Annotated in this window: 16 protein-coding genes; 6 read left to right on the plus strand and 10 right to left on the minus strand. The window is 40.3% G+C overall.

Features of this window, described 5'->3' with window-relative positions:
- The first annotated feature begins 302 nt into the window (after positions 1-302).
- Entirely contained in the window at positions 303-1,280 is a 978-nt protein-coding gene (gene cofG, locus AC5JMF_RS10765; protein ID WP_495795702.1) for a 7,8-didemethyl-8-hydroxy-5-deazariboflavin synthase subunit CofG, read from the plus strand.
- 132 nt (positions 1,281-1,412) lie between these two features.
- Positions 1,413-1,778, plus strand: a complete 366-nt coding sequence (locus tag AC5JMF_RS10770; RefSeq protein WP_495795703.1) for a hypothetical protein — start codon at positions 1,413-1,415, stop codon at positions 1,776-1,778.
- Positions 1,779-1,793: 15 nt separating this feature from the next.
- Here the strand turns inward: AC5JMF_RS10770 and AC5JMF_RS10775 are convergent, their stop codons facing one another.
- Together AC5JMF_RS10775 and AC5JMF_RS10780 are read right to left on the minus strand one after the other, a co-directional pair.
- Positions 1,794-6,893: a WD40 domain-containing protein gene (locus AC5JMF_RS10775; protein WP_495795704.1), complete on the minus strand. Its 5,100-nt coding sequence runs from the start codon at positions 6,891-6,893 to the stop codon at positions 1,794-1,796.
- A 150-nt stretch (positions 6,894-7,043) separates the two neighbouring features.
- Positions 7,044-8,423, minus strand: coding sequence for a P-loop NTPase fold protein (locus AC5JMF_RS10780; protein WP_495795705.1), 1,380 nt, complete (start codon positions 8,421-8,423; stop codon positions 7,044-7,046).
- Between the two features lie 785 nt (positions 8,424-9,208).
- Here AC5JMF_RS10780 and AC5JMF_RS10785 point away from each other — a divergent pair.
- The 3 genes from AC5JMF_RS10785 (at position 9,209) to ftsZ (ending at position 12,388) form a co-directional block, all read left to right on the plus strand.
- The gene (locus AC5JMF_RS10785) at positions 9,209-10,048 is read left to right on the plus strand and encodes a cell division protein FtsQ/DivIB (protein ID WP_495795706.1); all 840 of its coding nucleotides are present in this window, start codon (positions 9,209-9,211) and stop codon (positions 10,046-10,048) included.
- Positions 10,049-10,870: 822 nt separating this feature from the next.
- Positions 10,871-11,020, plus strand: coding sequence for a hypothetical protein (locus AC5JMF_RS10790; protein ID WP_495795707.1), 150 nt, complete (start codon positions 10,871-10,873; stop codon positions 11,018-11,020).
- A 57-nt stretch (positions 11,021-11,077) separates the two neighbouring features.
- Positions 11,078-12,388, plus strand: coding sequence for a cell division protein FtsZ (gene ftsZ, locus AC5JMF_RS10795; protein WP_495795708.1), 1,311 nt, complete (start codon positions 11,078-11,080; stop codon positions 12,386-12,388).
- A gap of 205 nt (positions 12,389-12,593) precedes the next feature.
- Here ftsZ and gshB read toward each other — a convergent pair whose 3' ends face one another.
- From gshB to AC5JMF_RS10835, 8 genes are all read right to left on the minus strand, one after another.
- Positions 12,594-13,568: a glutathione synthase gene (gene gshB, locus AC5JMF_RS10800; protein ID WP_495795709.1), complete on the minus strand. Its 975-nt coding sequence runs from the start codon at positions 13,566-13,568 to the stop codon at positions 12,594-12,596.
- A 60-nt stretch (positions 13,569-13,628) separates the two neighbouring features.
- Positions 13,629-13,892: a glutaredoxin 3 gene (grxC, locus tag AC5JMF_RS10805; protein WP_495795710.1), complete on the minus strand. Its 264-nt coding sequence runs from the start codon at positions 13,890-13,892 to the stop codon at positions 13,629-13,631.
- A gap of 355 nt (positions 13,893-14,247) precedes the next feature.
- A complete protein-coding gene (locus tag AC5JMF_RS10810) occupies positions 14,248-14,967 on the minus strand; it encodes a hypothetical protein (RefSeq protein WP_495795711.1) in 720 nt (239 codons plus the stop codon).
- A 249-nt stretch (positions 14,968-15,216) separates the two neighbouring features.
- The gene (hflX, locus tag AC5JMF_RS10815) at positions 15,217-16,953 is read right to left on the minus strand and encodes a GTPase HflX (RefSeq protein WP_495795729.1); all 1,737 of its coding nucleotides are present in this window, start codon (positions 16,951-16,953) and stop codon (positions 15,217-15,219) included.
- Between the two features lie 321 nt (positions 16,954-17,274).
- The gene (locus AC5JMF_RS10820) at positions 17,275-18,717 is read right to left on the minus strand and encodes a RecQ family ATP-dependent DNA helicase (protein ID WP_495795712.1); all 1,443 of its coding nucleotides are present in this window, start codon (positions 18,715-18,717) and stop codon (positions 17,275-17,277) included.
- A 281-nt stretch (positions 18,718-18,998) separates the two neighbouring features.
- On the minus strand, positions 18,999-19,661 hold the full coding sequence (locus tag AC5JMF_RS10825; protein WP_495795713.1) for an ester cyclase: 663 nt from the start codon (positions 19,659-19,661) through the stop codon (positions 18,999-19,001).
- A 233-nt stretch (positions 19,662-19,894) separates the two neighbouring features.
- On the minus strand, positions 19,895-21,499 hold the full coding sequence (locus AC5JMF_RS10830; protein ID WP_495795714.1) for a 2-isopropylmalate synthase: 1,605 nt from the start codon (positions 21,497-21,499) through the stop codon (positions 19,895-19,897).
- Between the two features lie 166 nt (positions 21,500-21,665).
- On the minus strand, positions 21,666-22,187 hold the full coding sequence (locus tag AC5JMF_RS10835; RefSeq protein ID WP_322656418.1) for a LabA-like NYN domain-containing protein: 522 nt from the start codon (positions 22,185-22,187) through the stop codon (positions 21,666-21,668).
- Positions 22,188-22,531: 344 nt separating this feature from the next.
- Here AC5JMF_RS10835 and AC5JMF_RS10840 point away from each other — a divergent pair, with 344 nt between their 5' ends.
- Positions 22,532-22,777 (plus strand): hypothetical protein, encoded by a 246-nt coding sequence (locus AC5JMF_RS10840; RefSeq protein WP_495795715.1) that lies wholly within the window; start codon positions 22,532-22,534, stop codon positions 22,775-22,777.
- Positions 22,778-22,986: the final 209 nt, after the last annotated feature.

The following is a 22,986-nucleotide window of genomic DNA, read 5'->3' on the forward strand; positions in this document are numbered from 1 at the left end:
CTGTTGTAAGGTTGCGGTCATGGTTTTATGATTGCTTTTCGTTTATGTATGTGTTAGGTAAGTGAATTTGCTTACCTTGTTACATATCTTAAACATATTATTTAATTTTGTAAAGTACTTTTGCAAAAAAATTTTAATATTTTTCCAAAAATCCTTGAAAATCAAGTGTTTGAGCTATGTTTACAATTAAAAACCTATAAAAAATAGTGTGAGTAAACACTATTGCGTAAGAATTGTTTCTGCGATCGCCCAGAATATATAGACTTGAAATCATTCAACTGAGTTATATATTATTTTTTATTATGCGAATTGAGAATTATCGGGTTGTTACTTATAGCCCTGCTTATACAATCGTTCCCACTTACGAGTGCTTTAATCGCTGTACTTACTGCAACTTTCGCACTGAACCGGGTACAAGTCCTTGGTTAACTCTATCAGCGGCAGAAAATATCTTAAAACGCCTGCAAAATGAAAATATATGTGAAATTCTGATATTGAGTGGAGAAGTGCATCCTGACTCGCCAAAGCGCCAAGCATGGTTTCAGCGCATTTATGATTTGTGCGAGTTAGCCCTGGGAATGGGGTTTTTACCACACACCAATGCAGGGCCGCTGAGTTTTGCGGAAATGCAAAAGCTGAAGGATGTTAATGTTTCAATGGGGTTAATGTTAGAACAGCTAACGCCAAAATTATTGAATACTGTGCATCGGCACGCACCGAGTAAGTTACCGCAATTGCGATCGCAACAATTACAGTGGGCAGGAGAGTTGCAAATTCCTTTTACAACTGGGTTACTTTTGGGAATAGGAGAAACTGTTGATGATTGCTGGGAAACATTAGCAGCTATATCTAGGCTACATCAGCGTTATCATCACATTCAAGAAGTAATTTTACAACCCCACAGTCCAGGAAATCAGCAAACCTTTAATGCACCATCCTTTAATCCTCATCAACTACCAGAAATAATTGCTCAAGCATGTGAAATCTTACCGCCAAATGTTACTATCCAAATCCCGCCTAATCTGGTTAAAGATGATCGATTGTTACTTGCTTGCTTAGAAGCAGGTGCGCGAGATTTAGGCGGAATTGGGCCTAAAGATGAGGTTAACCCCAATTATCCCCATCTTCAAGAGCAGGTACTGCGAGAAATTGTACAGCCTGCTGGGTGGAATCTAGTACCACGTTTGCCAGTTTATCCCCAGTTTGATAGCTGGTTATCCTTGGAATTGCAAAAAGTTGTGAGCCGCTGGCGAAAGCGGGGGCTAGTAGCTAATGATTAAACTTGATACTAAATTCCTAACAGTTAATACTGAATACTTAATTTGACACTAAGTATTTTGAAAAACAATCGAAAATCGAAAATCTTCGATAAATTTGAGTTGACCTAATTATGCATACAATGTAGGGGTGGTATGAACAACGATATAAAACTAGAATCAGCAAAGTTATCCTGCGAATTGCAAGCGATCGCCACTGTGGTGAGTGATGTGGCTAAAGATTGTCAAGGAAATGCTATGGCTCTTTTAGCATTGTTGCGGCAGTTAGAGCAGCTACACAGAGATATCCGAGATGGAGCTTTTCAAGAGAGTTTACCTGATAATCGCCAACAACTCTATTCATTACTGAAAGATATTGAATCAGAAGGGGGTTGGCCCTATATTGAACGCATGAGACTACAAGCATTTTTAGTGAATTTGCCACAAGAAACCACTCAAGAGAGTAGCGAACTCAAAAATAATGATGAAGTTTTGATTAGCGATCGCTCCTTTGAATGGTGAATGAGAGTCTTGCAGTTAAGGCTTGTAAGTAATGTCATCACAAAGAAGGCGATCGCGTTCTTCAACATTGGGATTGTGTTTCAGGTAGTTACTCACCCATTTGCAACCACGAAAAAGTAGCTCATCTAAATGTAGGTTCCACAAAATTATCGTGTTGTCATCACTAGCTGATGCTAGTGTTTGACCATCTGGGCTAAAGCTAATACCTAATACTGGCCCATGATGCCCACTAAGGGTTTTAATTAATTTACCTTCACGACTCCAGAGTTTGACTGTACTGTCCCAACTAGCGGCAGCGAGTAATTCACCATTGGGACTAAAGGTTACAGCATTGACGCTATCGCTGTATCCTTTTAACAAAGTTTTGAGCAAAGTACCATCCCATCGCCACAGTTTGACTGTATTATCCCAGCTAGCAGAAGCTAGCAGTCTATCGGTAGGGCTGAAACTCACACCCAACACCCAACCATTATGGGGTAAGAAAGTTTTGATTAAACTCCCGTCGCGTCGCCACAGTTTGACTGTTTGATCATCACTAGCAGAAGCTATAATCTGACTGTCAGGGCTAAAACTGACGCTATTCACCCAATCTTGATGTCCCACCAAAGTTTTGAGCAAACGGCCCTTACGGTTCCAAAGTTTTACTGTCTTATCTTTACTAGCTGATGCCAATAACTCACCATCAGGGCTGAAATTCACACTTGTGACACTATCAGTGTGTCCTTGGAGAGTCTTGATTAAAGTCCCATCTGTTTGCCAAAGTTTAACTGTTTTGTCAAAGCTTCCTGAAGCTAGCATTTTACCATCGGGGTCAAAACTGACACTAGGAACTTTACCTGTATGCCCTACTAATGTCTTGTAAATTCGGGTTTCTACCTCGCCGTTGCTAGCTTCGCGTTGCCAAAGTTTTACCGTGTGATCGCGACTGCTAGAAGCCAGCATTTTGCCATCATGACTCCAGGCGACACTTAAAACGCGATCGCGGTGTCCGTGGAGAATCGGCAAGGTTGGAGCGTTTAAGCTCCACAGTTTCACACTTTTATCGTAACTTGCCGATGCCAGCAATTGATGATCTGGACTAAAAGCAACGGTGGTAACAGCATCGCTGTGTCCTTTGAAGGTTTTAAGTAAAGTTCCACTAGTACTCCAGAGGTTAATAGTATTGTCGTCACTTCCGGAAGCTAGTTTTTCACCATTGGAGCTAAAACTTAAACTCCAAACTGTACTAATATGCTGCTGTAAAGTTTTTAAAGGACGATAGCTGAGAGTATCTTTGTTCTCACGTTGCCAAAGTTTTACTGTTTTATCTCGACCTGCTGATACTAGCAGTTTGCTGTCAGGGCTAAAAGCGACAACAGTTACTCCTTTTTGATGCCCCTGCAAAGTTTTGACTAAGCTACCATCTCGTCCCCAGATTTTGACTGTTTTGTCGTCACTCGCTGAGGCAATAAATTGACTATCAGGACTAAAACTTACCCAATTAACCCATCCTTGGTGTCCTCTGAGAGTTTTCACTAAGCTACCATCTTGACGCCAAATTTTTACGGTTTTATCTTTGCTGCTAGTAGCCAGCAACTCGCCATCAGGACTAAAACTAACGCTGTAAACCCAATCTCCATGTCCATTGAGGATTTTATCTGGCTGGGGATTAAATTCACCAGTGATTGAATTTCTGTGCCAGATTCGCACGTTTTTGTCGAGACTAGCAGAAGCAAGCATCTGACCATCAGGACTAAAACTAACGCTGGTAACAGCATCTTGATGACCTTTGAGAGTTTGAAGTAAAGTGCCATCACGACGCCACAGTTTTACTGTTTTATCCGTACTGCCTGATGCTAGCAACTGACCGTCTGGGCTGAAAGTTACGCCCCAGACAATATCGGTGTGTCCATCCAAACGGTTAATTTCTGTGACTCCGTAAACTGCTTGTTGCAGGGCAACAGCTACCCGCATCTGGGTATCCGCTTTGACTCCATCTGCTTTTTGAAGGGCTTTCCATGCCCGCAAACTTTCTAACAAGGCATCAAATTCTTTATTAGAGGCAAAAAGAGCTTCACTAGAGGCGGCGATCGCATTGATTTTCAAATTAGTTTCGCTGCGTTCAGCTCGTAGAGTTTGCCGTACTGCGGCTCTTTTTTGTAAATCAGCTTGCCACCATAACGCTGATATTGTTCCTGCCATCATCGCCAGTGCTACACCTGTGATGCGTGCTTCTCTCAGACGCCGTTGTAAAACCAAATTTAGCTGTTCTTTACTAAGTTTTTGGGCTACCTCAGCTTGAGTTTTTTCAATTTTGATTTTTTCTATTATGGCAACCATCTCATAGTTGTTTTTTTGGCGAATCGGTTCAACCAAATAATCGTGAACCAACTGGTAGCGATCGCCCAACTCTTCTTGCACTCGTAATACTAACCCTGAACCTACCAAAATTTCTAAAATTAATTCCAATGATGAAATTAATTGATCAGAATGTTCTTTTATTTGTTTATCTTCTTCTGTTTTAAATGCAGCTATTAAATCTGCCTTTGCCTTTAGTGGTCGTCTACCCTTTTCATCCGTTAACTCAAATAATAACTGCTGGCTCAATGCTTCGTTTTCCTGACCACAATCTCTAATAACTTCCTCAAGCCAACGTTCTACAAGCTTTTCTGAACCACCGCAAAGTTGGTATTGCTCAAGTGTAGTAATATTTTCTGCTTGCAGTTGAGCGCCAACTATTTGTAGTTCAATAGGATGTACTTCATTGATCTCTCCTGCTAAATCTTGCACTAATTGATTGATTAATTCATCGCTCATCTCATAATGCGAACGCTGAATCAAGCTATAGATTATACTTATCGTGTCTTGATAATCAAATTTACCCAAATAGTAACGAATATCTTTATCAAGAATATTTTTATTAATTACATCTAAGTTACAACTATGGTAACTACTATTATTTAACCGTTCAAACTCTAACAAATAATGTAAATAATCTTCTCTTGTAGCTAAAATAACTTTCACAAATGGAATATTTAAACATTCAACAAAGAATTCATAAAATTTCACTCGTTCTGCTAAGGAGCTATTAACAAAAAAGAATTCTTCAAATTGATCAAAAACAATAACTAATGTATGATTACGCTCAGCAGCTAAACGAATTTTATTCAGAATTATATTAATTGTAAAATCTGAGATAAAAACCGATGTTTCTGTATCTGTAAATAGATAGTTGAAACAGCTTCCTAATGCTGCGATCCAATCAGTATAAACAGACACTACAATAGGTAAACAAATACGCTCCCCAATTACCTTTCCTTTTAAAGCAGGTACTAAACCAGCTTTAATAATTGAACTTTTGCCAACACCTGATGGCCCGTGAATTACTGTGAGTTTATAATCAGCACGCGTAATTCTTTCTATCAAGCGATTTACATCTTGCTGTCGTCTAGAGGCAGATATTTCTTGAGCAACTCCTTCAGGGATAAATGGTATTTTTTGTGGCTCCAATATGGAGTTAATTTTGTAGCTTCTTGGCTGCAATTGGCTAGCGCCAATAAAGGCACGAAACCCGTATTGATGTTCTATTTGAATTTTTTCTCGTTTGAGATTGAAAGCTTCTCTATAGTCATGGCGCTCAGAAAAATAGAGCGATCGCAATTCATCTAAAATTTCTAAATACAGGAATGGCTCATGTTGTAGTTCACAAACTATTTTTGCCCATTCCAAGTTATTGATTGCCTCTTCCCATTGACCCAAATGTCGCTGTGCACGTGCTAATAATAAAAGATACCAACTTTCTTGTTGTCGAGAAACTTCTGTTGCTTTTTCTGAGATAGCAAGTGCTGTATTTGCTAATTGATAAGCAAGTACCCAATTCGATTTAGAAGCAGCTACATCTGCCAAAAAACCATAATCTTGAGCAATTTGAGCCGACGTTCCATAAGTTTGATGTAGCCTTAATGACTTTTGAGTTAATTCTTCTAAGTTTTCCCAAGCTTGTAAGCGTTGCAGCATTTCACAAGCAGGTAAAATAAATTTAGCAACTAAATCTTCTCGTTGTTCTGCCTCTAATAAATCTAGGCATTGCTTAAACCATAAAACAGCATGTTTCCAATAACTACTGTTAAAACCCTGGTGTAAGTCTGCCATTCTGCGGTAACATAATCCCAAGTGAAATAGTACTATTGCTTGCCAAAGCTGGTATGGAGATTTGTGTTCTGGATCGTCTGCCAAACTCGCTATTTTTGCTTCGTTTTGCCATAAAGACAAGCTTCTTTGATAATGAGCTAAAGCTCTATTGATTTGATCATTGGCATATTTATCTCGCCCTAAAACTACTTCTAAACTCGCTTCTAATTTTGATTCTAATTTGACCCCATATAGGCGCTGCAAATCATTACGAGCTGATTCGATTTCATGGCGATGTTGAGATTTAGGATCTAAATCTAACGAGGCATTAGACAAAAATCTTTCAGTACCGGACTCTAAAACTTTAACAAATAGAGATTCTGTTTCTTGACGTATCAAAGCAACTAAATCTGCTTTGGGCATTTCAAACTTAATAGTGGTTGCAGCCCAGCTTTTAAAGTCAGGCGCTAATCTAGAAAGTAATGACGCTACTTCATCTTGTAACCACAACACTAGTGGAAAGTGAAAAGTTGCAGCATAAATATCTCGTGCTTGATTAATATTAGTTAGTAAGTCTTCAATATTGATGATTGACTCTAGTCCAAAAACCATAACTGCTGATGGCAAAGCATCTGTAACAACAGGATTGCCTAGAGACAACTCTGAGATTATTGTGCTGTGTAAGACATTAGTTGATGGGTGAAGAAAAATTTCTTTTAAATTAATATCTTTGGTATTGTAGCGGAGATTTTCTAACATTTGCTCACGCAATTGCCGATAATTGCATCGAACTAAAATTAGGGCAAATTGACCATGAGAAAGTGCGATCGCTCGAATCAGCCTTTGCAGAGCATTCTGATTTTCATGAGTGTGGATGTGTACTGGTGGAGCAATGCTGCGAGAGTATTCTCCAACCCAAGCAACTGCATCCCCCAAAGGGGTTTTTGTAGAGTATCCCAAGGGCTGATCATAAGACACCTCTGCTGTAGGTTGCCACTTTGTCATAACTAAAATTGTATCAAAAAAGAATAAAAAACATTACATCAAAAATTAGTTGTTAGTCATTAATTCATTAGAGAACAATAACTGACAACTCAGGTAGAATTCTGAAATCGTTCAGATTTATTAAAAACCCCTTCTCTTGCAAACCCATGTTTAAAAACGTGAGTTCCTTATTCCCTGTTCCCTATTCTCTTTTCCCTTTAAATTATTTTGCTGCCAAGCGAAAACTTTTTCTGTTTCTGCTAATGCTGGGCTAATACCAAACCAGCGTCCTATAGGATCGCGGTATTCAAACAGATACATACTTCGTAGTAAACTTTGGTAGTCAGACTCGCCTTTAACTCTCTGCTGTTGCACTACTTCAAACAATAATTCCCATTGACATTCATCAATAGCCAATAGCAGATCGTCACGATAATCTTTAATCACAGCCTCCAAACAATCTCTGGAAAAAGGTGGATCTTGGCGTTGCAGACAACTATAAAGCAAACCCAATAAGTTGCGAATGTGTCCCCCACTGACACGACATAAACGATCTAAAGTTTCAGGATGATCGAATACTTCTGCAATTAATAACAGCCTGCCATTCCAAGAAACTTCTGGAAACGCTCTTGCTAATACTAACTGACGTAATAATGACATTCCCGGCTCGTAGTCACTGCCATCCCTTTGCCGTACTAGTACCATTGGCAGCACTTTGGGTGCAATACCACCCCCCAAGCGATTTTTTAGTGTTTCATACTCGTTAGAGAAAATTAACGCTAAAGGAATTGTGTAAACTACATGACATTTAAGTCGTCTTAGCTGTTCGCCTCGGTCGATGAAGAGATACTCTGGTTGTGCGCGCCCCGATGCCACAGGACGCATATCTACTCGGTCTAGGTTATCTACAATTACTACCAGTCCTTTTTGACCTCTCAACTTTAGCTGTTCAACAGCTTTTTCTAATATTTCTTCATTAATTGCTTGCAAAATGCTATTGGTACGCGGTTCTAAATATTGCCTGAGTTGATTACGTAATTGGGCACTATCTTTGGTTTTGGCGGTAATTTTGGCAATGCCTAAAGATAATTCTGCTTGTCCAGACAGTTCTACAGGACTTTGCAAAAAATCGCCTATCTCTCTAAATAAATTGGTGAAATAATTAGGTTTGAGCTTAATGCCAATGCTTTCTAAGCTAACACTGACTTGACGAGCCACACTCAATAAAATATCGCTGACATCAATATCTGCCATGTCCAAATCTTGACTGGACTCAAAATAAACCACATGAAATCCTGCCGATTCTAACTCTGCTTTGAGGCGCTGCAATTCTGTTGATTTCCCACAACCAATATGACCAGTAAATAACTGGCAGGTAGCCTCGTCCGGAGAAATACGGATAATAGTTCGTTGTAATTCTTCAACTATCTTACAACCACGTACATCCGCAAAATCTATATAATACTGTCGATCTAGTACCTCACTGATGTTTAAAGTGTAGCTAGGATTACACGCTTTGTAGAAACGTGACAAATTTAACGTCGTTCTCATGTTATGTAGGGGTGTATTTAGAGGTATGTGCAGATGCGATTTAATGGTGTTTTTTATACTAAAATTTCTACTTGATGTATGGATACATAATTTGCTTGCGATTTCGATGCATTAAGCAAAAGATGGTACCTGCTGTAAGTCTACTGCAAGCAATTACCAGTAACATAGTAGAGATTTAATTGACCCTAATAACGTTCAGTATCTCTATCCTTTTTACAGCTGCTATTGAAGTTTTGACAATATGTAGATTGAATTTAGCTCAGTGCAAACCCTTAAAGGTTAATATTTACGCTAAAAAAGCTACTAAAGTGTAAAATTCATGGCTTGTATAGCTGACAAAGTAAGACTGGTATTAATTCTAGCAAGGTACTTGAAAATTAGTCATGGTAGAACTACCACTCCACATATTGTTTGTCAAGAAAAGTGGCTCATCAAAATTGAATTGTGTGAGGTGGAGAATTAGGGAGAAATTTCTGTTGCCTACTTTATGATTGAAAACACTGATTGCTGCAAAAGTAGCTATATTTTGACTATGAAAAGGTTTGGAGTATCCAGTGCCCTGTACCTCATAGCAAAAAGGCTACAGTCTTTGACCAGTGGAAGCAACTTAACTTGGAGTGGCAATAATTACTAGCCCCACAATCCTGTTGTGGTTGCTGTAAAGTGTTACTAAAAGTGAAAAAATCCTGAGAAGAGTCACTTATGTGTGCCGACAGGGTTTACTGATAGTTAGTAAATGCTCAAAGCAGATTCAGAAATAGGACTGAAACCAGAAAGGGGTTTGAATGGCTGGTATAGTATCAGTTTCCCATACGGATTTAGCCCAGCGCCGTAAGAAATTACGTCGGCAGCGGCAGATGAAAATCATTCAGGCTATTTGGCGAACCTTTGCCATTAGTGGTCTGGCTGGTGGATTGCTGTGGGTAGCAATTCAACCAATGTGGGTGCTAAATGCTCCCAAACAAATAGTGATGAAGTCAGGTGATCAATTGTTGTCAGATGAGGTAACTCAGTCATTACTGGCGCTATCTTATCCTCAGTCTCTATGGCGGATTAAGCCATCTGCGATCGCAGATGGCTTAAAAAAACAACCAGCCATCGCTCAAGCAACTGTCAGCCGTCGCCTGTTTCCTCCTGGATTAATTATCGAAATCCAACAACGAGTACCTGTGGCACTCACTCAAACAGCAACAGAACAAAATCAGCATCGTGGTAATAAGCAAGCAACCTTGGGCTTAGTGGATGCAAATGGAGTTTGGATACCTTTAGAAAAATATACATCCCTAAATTCCAAAGGAAAATTGCCCAAGCTTAAAGTTATTGGCTCACCAAAACAATACCGCCCCTATTGGACTCAAATTTATCAAGCGATTAGCCACAGTTCTGTGAAAGTGACAGAAATTAATTGCCAAGATCCTACAAACTTAATTTTAAAAACAGAATTAGGCAATGTACATCTTGGTGTCCCAAGTCCTCAATTGTCTCAACAAATCGAGGTACTTGCTCAAATGCGCCGTTTGCCAGCAAAACTCAATCCTAATCAAATAGAGTATATTGATCTGAAAAATCCCGAATCTCCATTAGTACAAGTGAACCAAAAATACCGTAGTCTCATTCCAAAATAATGAGAAATATCTAGTATTTTTGATATTGTGAGTGCTTCTGGGTAAATTAAGAAGTATTATGCTGATAAAAATATTTATTATTTTCAGTTTTTCCACGGCTTGTACAAAAATCAGCATTAGCTTCTAAGCAAAACAACAGAGGCAATCCTAAAATCTCTTTAGGAGTAAAAGACCTTAACCTGATTATGGGTTATAAAATGTCTTTGCAACTCTTGGTTTGTTGACTACACTGGTGAGGGTTGCCATCAGTTTGAATATCTATCCAAATAAATTTCTATCAAGGAATCCTCAACCATAAATCAATCAGGGTGTTTTTAAATCTGACGAGCAAATTGTTCTTTGCTTCAAGCATAGGTATAGGTAAGTCAAAAGCAAATTTTGAGTTTCAAGTTGCAATCTTTTCCAATGGTAAAACCTATTAGCAATATTATCGTGGCAGACAAGACGCATAATCACGTGTTTTCACAAATAGCAGCATTCAATGAGGGTTTTGGGTGCAGAGTGATTTTTGTTGGTTTTGTGTGTATACCTAATTACTCAAAATTATTACTTACAACCAATCTCAAGCAAAAAATGAATTACTTACAGTCGTATTTCTATTTTTTGGGCTTGTATAAATTATACAAGCTAAATACTGATTTTATGGTATTGAACCCAAAAAAAGTTAATATCTATAACTGTAAAATTTATCACCTGTTTAGAAAAACAGTAGTAATAGGAGACTATTGTAAATGCCAAAAATATGATTCGCCAATTTGGCAACATAGAAGTAAAGTAATCAATACCTGGTTGAAGTTATACATAAAAATATTAAGTAAATGTATGTATACTTCTCTAGAATTAGCTGTGCGAGCAGCTGCTTTAATTAGAGCTATCCTAGAGCAAATTTTTGCACTACCAATCCTGTTAGGGTTGGAAGTAGTGAGAACAATAAAGAACAATGCCATATATTGTGGCAGTGTCAAACTATAGTTGACTCTTAGGTGAACAACACCTGAAAAAGTCGTTTATCTACCTTTCACAAATCCAATGACACTTGATAATAACCAAGGGCTTACCTATAAAAACTCCCAGTCGATGGGACAGCCGGGGTTTTCTCTAGCAGTTAATTCGACCAATCCCTTTAATAATTCTGGGCTGAACTTTGGTCAAAACCACGATACCAAGAAAAATCCTGCTGAAAACCGGATTGGTGAGATTGTACCTGGTCGGGTTGCCAACATCAAAGTGATAGGTGTTGGCGGTGGTGGTGGCAATGCCGTCAATCGCATGATTGAGTCTGATGTCTCTGGTGTGGAGTTTTGGTCAATTAACACTGATGCCCAGGCTCTTACTTTAGCTGGCGCTCCGAGCCGATTGCAAATTGGACAGAAACTAACACGCGGTTTAGGAGCGGGTGGTAATCCTGCTATTGGTCAAAAGGCAGCTGAGGAATCACGAGATGAAATTGCCACAGCTTTAGAGGGTGCAGACTTAGTGTTTATTACTGCTGGTATGGGAGGTGGCACTGGGACGGGTGCAGCCCCGATTGTGGCAGAAGTCGCTAAGGAAATGGGCGCTCTCACTGTTGGTGTAGTCACACGTCCATTTGTCTTTGAGGGGCGTCGCCGTACCAGTCAAGCAGAGCAGGGAATTGAAGGGTTAAAAAGTAGGGTAGATACGCTAATTATTATCCCTAACAATAAATTGCTGGAAGTGATCCCAGAGCAAACGCCCGTGCAGGAAGCTTTTCGCTATGCAGACGATGTGTTGCGTCAAGGGGTGCAAGGAATTTCTGATATCATCACGATCCCCGGTTTGGTAAACGTTGACTTTGCCGATGTGCGGGCTGTAATGGCAGATGCGGGATCGGCATTGATGGGGATTGGCGTGAGTTCGGGTAAATCTAGAGCTAGAGAAGCGGCGATCGCTGCTATTTCCTCACCCTTGCTAGAATGTTCTATTGAAGGAGCTAGAGGAGTTGTCTTTAATATCACTGGTGGCAGCGACCTGACTTTACATGAAGTGAATGCTGCAGCAGAAGCAATTTATGAAGTTGTTGATCCCAACGCCAATATTATTTTCGGTGCTGTGATTGATGACAGACTGCAAGGAGAAGTCAGAATTACTGTAATTGCTACTGGCTTTACAGGTGAGGTACAAGCAGCACCGCAACAAAACGTAACTAATGTCCGAGTAGCGGCTACTGCCAAACGACCAACACCATCACAACCACAGCCACAACCACAATCACAGCCGCCAGCAGCTAGTCCCCCAACACCAGTTGCAGAACCTCCTAAAGAGAAACCCGGATTGGATATTCCCGATTTTCTGAGAAACCGACGCACACCAAGGAATTAAATGATTTTAGATTTGAGATTTTAGATGGAATTTGCAGTCTCAGATCAAGCTGAGCGCTGTATACAATCTGCTAGTTCTAGATAGGGTTTCTCTAGATATAGGGGTTAGCAATTTTGTTGCCATCCCCAATTTTGGTTATCTCTATAAGGTTCGATTTGAACTCATGCAAGAGCCAAGATGCTTACCCAATCCAAGTAGTGTTTCTTTATTTTGAATTGCTTAGCGCCTGTTCAACCCATTGAATAACTTGATGGCCAAGGTGAGTGCCGTCCAATCGGTCGATCTCACGAATTCCTGTGGGACTTGTAACGTTTACTTCAGTAAGGTAGCCCCCAATAACGTCAATACCTACAAAAATTAAGCCGTCTTGGCGTAGTTTTTGGGCTATCTGGGTACAGATTTCATGCTCTTTGGGAGTAATTTCGGTTTGAGCGACTGTGCCACCAGTTGCCATGTTATTGCGAAAATCAGTTCCACTAGCAAGGCGATTAAGTGCGCCGATTGGTTCACCATTGAGTAGGATGATTCGCTTGTCACCTTCTTTGGCTTCTGGTAGGTAAGTCTGTACCATGACTGGCACTCGTCCTTGGAGAGTACTGAGTTCAACGATGGAGTTGAAGTTGCGATCGCTTGATTGCAAAAACAAAATCCCTTCCCCGGCTTTGTTTCCCAGTGGTTTGAGAACCGTTGCTCCTTTGGCTTGCACAAATTGCCGAATCAACTCCTTATCAGCACTGACAATTGTTTCTGGGATCGCTTGAGTAAACTGAAGCGCGTAAAGTTTTTCGTTTGCTGCCCGGATGCCGCTGGGGCTATTAATTACTAAGGTTCTTTCTTTGTCAATGTAATCCAAGATGTATGTAGCATAGAGATAGGAATCATTGACTGGTGGATCTGTCCGCATGAATACGGCGTCCATCGTTTCTAAGGGAGTTAGGGAGCGATCGCTCAATTTATACCAAGGATTCGCCGTTACCCAGCGCCCTGCTATCAACTCCACTGGTACAATTTCTACTTGCTGTACTATAGCCCAAGCTTTGCCCTCCACCACACTTAATAAGTTTGCTTGAGTCACCCAAACTTCGTGTCCTAAGATTTGCGCTGCTTCCATTAAGGCAACACTAGTATCATGGCACGGGTCAAGCTGATGGATGGGATCAATGATAAAAGCTAGTTTCACGCTTTGTTCCTCAATCGCCAAGAAATTTAATAGTTATTCTTAATATTGCTCAAAAGTTTCTCAACTAGATGCTAGTAAGTCGTCAAGCTTGCCTTGACGGTCTAAAGCGTGGATATCATCACAACCACCGACGTGATCGTCATTGATGAAGATTTGGGGCACAGAGCGTCTACCATTTGCTCTCTGAGCCATTTTACTTCTTGCTGCCTCGTCTCCATCAATGCTGTATTCGATAAATTCAACTCCTTTGTTGCTTAGCAAGTTTTTAGCACGAATGCAAAACGGGCAAGTCCTCCAAGTATAAATTTCCACTTTTGCAGCCATAATATCCTCAATTTAATCTAATGCTTCTTAATTTTAGAACGTTGTTGCTGACTATGGTTGCTCTACACAGTTTCGGCTTATGTCTTTAGAAAGTACTAACAGGGATTACTAATATCAAGGTAGTCAATAGAAGATGAAATATTAACTTTTAGTTCACGAAATTTGACTAATATTTATAATATTACTTTTACAAAATAATATATAGCACCTAAACATTTATATTTAGGTGCTTTTTGCGCTTCAAAAATTTTTAATTTTAAGATTAGATGTTATGAGGGATAAAGTTTACTTAGATGAAATATCCTTGAAGAGGCGCGTCTGGTATCACCCAGCGCAACCTCTGAAAAAGCTTTAATTAAACTGGTACTAGAGACTTTTTCTTTACAACTTTCAGTGTACTTAAGGCAAATAAAGCGAGGGCAACTGTTGTTGTAGGCTCAGGTACCTTTTTGGGTGGAGGTGGTGGTGGGGTGTAGTAAGAAGCTTGCCCTTTCAGTTTGCTACTTCCATTACGATTGTTTCCAGAACCTACGCTCATTAGACGTACTCCGAAGTTTTGCTCGGAAAATTGAGCCAAAGTTAGAGCTTTTGAATTGTGGAATAGGGTAAAGGTCGTTGATTGAATGTCACCTTTTCCTTGACCTATACCTTCTTGACCAATTTCTACACCAGCATCAAAGTAGTTCTTCTGGTTTCCATTGCCGTTCAGATTGTTACTATTGCTGCCAACAGAATCAACCGTTCCAGCAGGGCCAAATTTTTTAGCTGTTACATCTGTACCTACTACTTGAAGACCAGTCAGAAGTGTATCATCCAAAATGTTAAAGAAAACTCCACGAATATCAGCAATTGTGTTACTGCCAGTCGATAAAAAGTCTACTTTAAACTGAACTTTACCAGAACCTGCTACTGCATCATCCAAGGTGAACTTGACCCGAGTATCAGATCCTGTAAAGTCATCAATAGTGAAATTCATAGAAGCGGCGTTAGCCGGGGAAAGAACAGAAAGCGACGCTACAAAGGCAGTAGTAGCCAAAAAGGCAGGTACTTTAAAAATTGCAAAGAGATTTTTCATGCTGTTCAGTACTGACAAAACAGAAAGTCAAGGCTCAATTGATGAAGATAGGAATTTGTTAAAGAGCTATCCATCTGATACAAAAAGCACCCAATAAATTAGGCTTATACTAATTTAGGTATTTAATAGTAAGTTGTCTATAATACAGACCTATGTTTAAAAACACTTTATTTTTAGCTTCATATCAGGAAAAAACCCAGTATTGCTACTGGGTGTCTTAAAATTAAAAATACCATTAAGACTCTCTATTTACCCACAGTCAACAGCATATTGAATTAACTGAGCAAGGCGTTGGCGTAGGGTTTCTAATCCCAAGCGCTGACTTGCAGAAATAAACACTGCTAGAGGAAATTCTTCTCTGGCTAGTGCTAGTGTCTCACTATCTACTTGGTCAATCTTGTTAAAAGCAACCAATGCTGGGCCGGGGGTTACTGGCATTTGCGCTAGAATTTCCCTGACTGAACGAATATGACTCAACCAAGCTGGATGAGACAAATCCACTAAATGCAGCAAGGCGTCGGCTTCTGTGACTTCCTCTAAAGTAGCGCGAAAGGCATCCATTAAAGACGCGGGTAATTCATGGATGAACCCTACTGTATCTGTAATCAGAATTTCTTGGGATTCACTAGTTACGGCATGAGGAATTACCAAGCGGCGCGTGGTGGGGTCAAGAGTAGCAAATAGCTGGTCGGCTGTATATACTTCCGCGTTGGTTAAGGCATTTAGTAAGGTGGATTTGCCAGCGTTGGTATAACCGACTAAAGCTACTGAGGGGACTTCTCGATGCTGTCGTCGCTGTCGTAAGCGCGATCTATGTGCTTGCAATTGATTGACTTCTTGTTGCAGTCGAGAAATCCGTCGTTGAATGGCGCGGCGTTCGGTTTCTAGTTTAGTTTCACCAGGGCCGCGAGTGCCGATTCCACCACCCAATCGGGACATTGCTTGTCCTCTACCGGTGAGTCGCGGTAGGTTGTATTCTAGCTGTGCTAGTTCTACTTGTAATTTCCCGGCACGAGATTGGGCACGTTGGGCAAAGATATCTAAAATTACTTCGGTGCGGTCAACCACCCGAATACCAATTTGCATTTCTAAGTTGCGGACTTGGGAGGGTGAGAGGTCGCGGTCAAAAACGATGAGATTGACTCCTAAAGTTTGGGCAGTCAGGGCGACTTCTTGCACTTTACCTTCACCGACTACTGTCTGCGGATGAATGCGCGATCGCTTTTGTTGTACTGTTTGTAATACTTCTCCACCAGCTGTATCCACTAACCGTGCCAGTTCGGCTAAGGTGTCCTGGAATCGTTGAGGAGTCAGATCATCAGTCATTAGCCCTACAAGTAACACGCGATCGTGGTCGGCATCGACTTCTTGGGCGATAAATTCCCGGCGGAATTCTGCTTCTAGACCTTCTACTAAGTCGATAAAATCTTGTTGTGCCAGTGTATCTAAGCTCAAAGGCGGCGATACGCTGGAATATAGGGATGAGTCTTGAGTTTTGATTCCTGAGTCTAGAGTTGAGACTAGCTGTTTGGTATTTGATGCCAAATGAGCTAAATAGGCTTCTTTGACATACCCAGTAGCACCGCCTCCCCGCCGTTGAAATCCTGACCCTGTGATGTTGATTACAATCAGCGCATCTAGCCGTTGCAATGCCATCGCTGTCAGTGCTGCTTCATTAGGCGGTTCTGATTTTAAGTGAGTGGCGATACAACGAATACCGCTGAGTCGTTCTGCACCGTAACGGGGCAGTTCCAGCGGTGGAATTTGCGTTTGACGCGGTGTGCCTACCCCTACACGAATCACTTGTCCGCGACGGTTGAGGTAGGCACACACAGGCTGATTGATTTCAGTACTAATTGCTGCCAGTCGCTGAGAAAACTCAGGCGTGGTGATGCGATCGCCTGGTATGCGCTGGTGGTACAGCCGCTGTAGTTGCTTCAGCTGGCTGGACTTTAAACCTTGGAGATTACCGAAGATGGTCTCTATAGGCGTTTATGACCAGTAAATGGCCCCCCGAATCCTTCTTATGTCTATTTTACAACAGGGTTATGACTGCAAACTCTATCTTTTGAGGGATTGGGGATTGGGGATTAGGGACTAGGGATTGGGCATCTATAAACTCAATTTGACATCCTCATATCATGTCCGTTTAAAGTGACGCGGAGATAGGGAGACGCGGTGAGACAGCGAGTAAAGGAGGGTTTCCCTCCGCAGGCGACTGCGTTAGCGAGCTTGCGAGCGTCACCCGAAGGGGGACAAGGGAGAAATTTTTATGATAAGTGATTAGCCGGACATGGTATCACTCGGCTAGCGGCAATTATCGCAATGTCCGCAACGCCAGTTAGGTACTTCTTTGGCAAAACCAAAAGCGTTTAATAAAAACTGCCAACGACATTGTTTATGATTCAAGTATTGATTCATTTGTTGAGCAGCATGTAATTGTGTTGATGGCTGACTCTTAGCTTTGCTTTCTATGATGTAATGAAAAGGGTCAAGCCAGTTTAACTGACCACTGCTATGAAGTAAAGCTAATGCGATCGCACTATCGGGAAATTGTCGCGTTACTTTATTAACTTCTCCTTGTTGTGGTAGTTTTTTGATTAGTTGTTGTGCTGTTTGCTGTTGCGATCGCATTTGTTGTTGAAAAAACTGCTGTCTTTGCTTATCTTCTGAATCCAACCATCCTGTTGGTTCACTCATCAAAGTTAATGCTTCGGCTGGTTTTCCATCTCTGCCAGCACGGCCGATTTCTTGCACATATTCTGATAGCAGATGTGGCGAGTGAAAGTGAATTACCCAACGCACGTTTGGTTTATTTATTCCCATACCAAATGCACAGGTGCAGACAACGAAGGGAATTTTACCACCTAACCAACTAGTTTCCACTGCACGGCGTTCTGTTGCACCCAATCCTGCATGATAGCTAGTTGTGTCATAACCCATCTCTGCTAACCATTGGGCTAAGTTTTCGCTATCTCGTCTGGTACGGACGTAAATTAACCCAGCTTGTTGTGGTCTATTTTGGATAAATTTTAATAATTGTTGCTTTCTGCCTCTTGGTGTCCAAGCTATACGAACGCTGAGATGGAGATTAGGACGATAGGGATTTAAGCGAAAAACCTCTGGTTGCTGTAATTGTAAGACTGTTTGAATGATTTTTTGAGCAGAGGGGTCGGCAGTGGCAGTAAAAGCGGCTATGCTGATTTTTGTGCCTAGTGGTTTTGATTTTAACAGTGCAGGTCTGACGGTTCCTAATCTGCGATAAGCTGGGCGAAATGTTTCTCCCCATTGCACTAAGCAATGAGCTTCATCCAGAATTAAACCGTTAATTTGTAATTGGGGATGAGATAATCTTTCCCAAACTGGCAGACTTAGTAAAGTTTCTGGTGATAGATAAAGTAATCTTAGCTGTTGTTTTTCTAAAGCTTGCAGTGTTAATCGGCGTTGGGATGGAGATAATTCACTGTGTAAAAGTGCAGCTTTTTGATGATATTGTTGCAGTTCTTGTACTTGGTTTTCCATTAATGCTACTAGAGGTGAAACTACTAAAGTTAAACCTGTTTGTAGCAATGCTGGCAGTTGAAAACAAATTGATTTTCCTCCGCCTGTGGGCATGATTATTAGCGCATCTTTTTGTGCTAACAAACTGCTGACGATTTCTCCCTGTGGTGGACGAAAATCTTCGTAACCCCAAATTTTTTTAAAAGCTGCAAGAACTTCTTGCCAAGATTTTGTTGTCGGCTGATTCATAGTCAATACTAGATGCACCCATATCCTTGAATACTAGACCTCATGCATAAATCTTTTTTTACCGGGCTACGCCCCGCTTCTCTACGAGACGCTTCGCGAACACTAACACGCAAAGGCAGCGCGCAGAAGAGTGGTTTTCCCCATGAGCAACTGCCGCGCAAAGAAGAACGCAAACAGAACTACTTTTGCAATAAGCCTGCTAAATATAGCTTTTGCTTTATAGTTAATGGTTCAGTATTTTCATCATTGGAATATTGCAAACGCTGATGCTAATCATCATTTTAGGGGTGGAAAGGACAACCACCACTCGTTAATTTTTGCAGAAAAGCATTGTTATCAAAATAATGCTCCAAGGACTCAATTTTCAAATCATCAGTAACGCGAGCAATACTAACTCCTACCATTTCTACTGTTTCTCCAGTAGGTGTATAGTTTTTATAGGAACCACTAAATGTTCCCCAATGTCGCCACTTAAAGGTAACACTAGGCGGCCCAGAAAGTACTTCTGTTAATTCCCAAAGGAAGCCATTAGGAAAGGCTGTATGAAAAAGTTCAAATGAAGATTCAAAGGTTTCTGATTTGGAACTATACTGCTCACTTTCACCGAGAAATAAGTTATAGGTTCCTTGAGTTGCAACCTCTTGGGCAGTGTATTGTTGTCCGCCATTGCTACTCATTTTAAACTTATCAGCAACAATAGAAAGCCACTGTTCGGGATTAGATTTATGAGAAGCTTCCATTTCAAAAGTGCGGACTAAATTTTGAGCGAGCGCTTCTAAAGAACCTTCGGAATGCTGAAATTTTCTCTCTCGATTAAGAAATTCATTGGTAAATGAATAATCTGGACGTTTTCCTTCTCGCCACTGTACTTCTTGATCTTGAGCAATGACTATATCTCTATCTTGTACCCAGAGTGGCAATTCTGTAGTTTTTTCGTTAACCATTTTACAACTTGATTGATCATAAACTTTCATTCTCAGGATAAAATTTTCTTGCTATTAGGTAAATCACAAAATCTCGAAAGTAAAAAATATTAATAATTCAATATGCTTGACTTTTTGCGAAATATGAATGTATAAAAAAGCAACTAAATATATACAAAAACTCAGCGGAGTAGTACAGGTGTGCTATCCCACTGATGTTTTCCGACTAACTGCAAATCACAACAGAAGTGTTTTTACACTTTTTGTGTAGATACTCCTTTTGGTTTTTCTTGACTTTGCAATGCTGCATGTAATCTATTGAGCGCATTTAAATAAGCTTGAGCTGATGCCACGATGATATCTGTGTTTGCTGAATGACCTGAAAACACTCTTGATTCGTAACGTAAGCGGATGGTTACTTCTCCAATGGCATCAATTCCTGCTGTTACTGATTGTACAGAAAATTCAATCAATTGGTTAGGTACATTAACTACCCGGTTAATTGCTTTATAAACAGCGTCTACTGGCCCGGTACCGATGGCTGCATCGGTTAATTCTTCGCCTTCTGGAGTGCGGAGGGTAACGGTAGCGGTGGGACGGGCGTTACTACCACAGGAAACTTGTACTAATTCTAAGCGGAATAAATCGGGTGCTTGTTGAATTTCGTCATTTACAATTGCTTCTAAGTCCCAATCGGAAATTTCTTTCTTTTTATCCGCTACTTCTTTAAATCTGACGAAGGCTTTGTTTAACTCAGTTTCTGATAGCTCAAAACCTAATTCTTTTAAACGGGTGCGGAAGGCGTTTCTTCCCGAATGTTTGCCCAAGACGATTTGATTTTCTGTCAAACCTATCAATTGAGCATCCATTATTTCATAGGTGAGTTTGTTTTTTAATACGCCGTCTTGATGAATGCCAGACTCATGAGCAAATGCATTTGCTCCGACAATTGCTTTATTTGGTTGCACTAACATTCCTGTCAAATTAGAAACTAGACGCGATGTTTTATAAATTTGACGCGTGTCGATATTTGTCAGGGATTCTAGAGAATCTAATGGTCTGCCAAAATAAGGATTAAAATACTGTCGTCTGACATGCAACGCCATGACTAATTCTTCTAAGGCGGCATTTCCTGCTCGTTCACCAATACCGTTGATGGTACATTCTAGTTGTCGCGCACCGTTTTTAACGGCTTCTAGAAAGTTGGCAACTGCTAAACCTAAATCGTTATGACCGTGAACAGAAATAATCGCCTGGTTGATATTGGGGACGTTTTCTTTGATACCTTTGATCAGTGCGCCGAATTCGCTGGGGGTAGTGTAACCAACTGTATCGGGAATATTGACTGTTGTTGCTCCAGCTTTGATCGCTTGCTCTAATACTTGATAGAGAAACTCTGGTTCGGAACGTCCGGCATCTTCAGGAGAAAATTCTACATCATCTGTGAAGCTTTTAGCGTAGGCTACCATTTCTTGAGCGATCGCTAACACTTCTGCTTTTGTTTTTTTGAGTTTGTATTGCAGATGAATATCAGAAGTCGCAATAAAGGTATGAATGCGGCGATGTGCTGCCGCTTTGATTGCTTCTGCGGCTGCTTTGATATCATCTTGTCGCGCCCTGGCCAAACTACAAATTACAGGGCCATCTTCTGTCCCCACAATTTGAGCAATTTTGCTGACTGCTGCAAAATCTCCCGGACTAGCAAAAGCAAAACCAGCTTCAATGACATCTACACCCAAACGCGCCAATTGCTTAGCGATAATTAGTTTTTCCTCTATATTCAAAGTTGCCCCAGGGCATTGTTCTCCATCTCGGAGTGTAGTGTCAAAGATGATGATTCTATCTGCTCGGTTAGTCATTATCTGGCCCTTTTGTTGATCAGGATGTTAGGGTCTAATACCCCTGAGTCTATACGTAGCTTGTGTTACCCTTCGGGATCTTGCTACAGTCGTGGTAACAGTTTTGAATTTTGAATTATTAACTTAAGTGTTTTACTTTTAATTTTGTAAATAATTGCTAAGATTACTAACCTTCTACTTTCTCTATTTGGTCTCTAATATCGTTTAAATCTATATATCTATCCGTAGCATTACGTAATTCTCTGGCGATCATTCCTTCGGTCGATACCACTGTAATATGTGTATTTTTAGAACGTAATAACTCAATTGCTCTTTCAAAATCTCCATCACCACTAAATAATACTACTCTGTCATACTGATCTACAGTGTTAAACATATCTACGACAATTTCAATATCTAAATTCGCTTTTTGGGAGTAACGACCAGAGGAATCATCATAGTATTCTTTGAGTATTTTAGTTCTTACTGTATATCCTAAACTAATGAGAGCATCTCTAAAACCTCTTTGATCTTGTGGGTCTTTTAAGCCAGTGTACCAGAATGCATTAATTAATGTTGTTTCTGATTGCTCGTGTTTAAAATACTCTAAAACTCGTCGGGGATCAAAAAACCAGCCATTTTTTTGTTGAGCATAGAACATATTGTTTCCGTCTACAAAAATAGACAGACGATTCATTGGAGAACCCATAGAAATTTACACCTAATAATAGAAAAGAATTTAATGGAACAATAGATTATAGCAATTCTCAAATGACAAATTTGCTAATGTCTGCGAAGTAGGTTTTACTGTATAGCTTTTATCTTACCTCTTTCAAAGCATAAAATTGTTTGCAATATTGAAGTTGAGATAATTAGCGCTCTGTGTTTTTTTCACCTCCGACACTACAAGATCTAGTCTGTGATCAAAATCTACCAATAAAATCGACTGGGTAACAGCATTCTTTGCTATATAACAGTCAAGTTTACTCCTAAAGAGGTATGGTATAGCCTTAAGGTAGGATATAAGTTGCTGCCAACAGAAGGACATGCTTTGTGAAGGATACCAACACTACGCTAAAAACAGAAGAAGTCTTAAGGACTGTTTCTAGTAGAACCTTACACAGAGATGAACCTGTTGGCGAGATTAGTGTAAAATCTCTTTGCAACCGAGTAGAGCAGCAAGTATTTATGGCATTAATCTATGAGACAATCTATTGTTTAGAGCTTCAGTCAGAAAAACAGATGAACTTAGGCAGTGCTTATATAGGAATCTTTTGGGGAGGAACTTTAGTAACGTAAGTTTGTTGGAAAACAGAAGATACTTTACAAATGTATAAACTTTTCATTTAAGTATTATTTCAAAGTGATGGCTCTAAAACAGGGTCAGAATAATTGAAAAGCCACAGCCCAGAAGGACTAACTTCTAATTGCAGACTATCAAATAAAAAACTTGGTAGGCATCTTGAACTCAAATGGCATCAGGCAAAATTTAACATTTCAAAACATTA

The organism is Desmonostoc vinosum, from assembly GCF_059505385.1.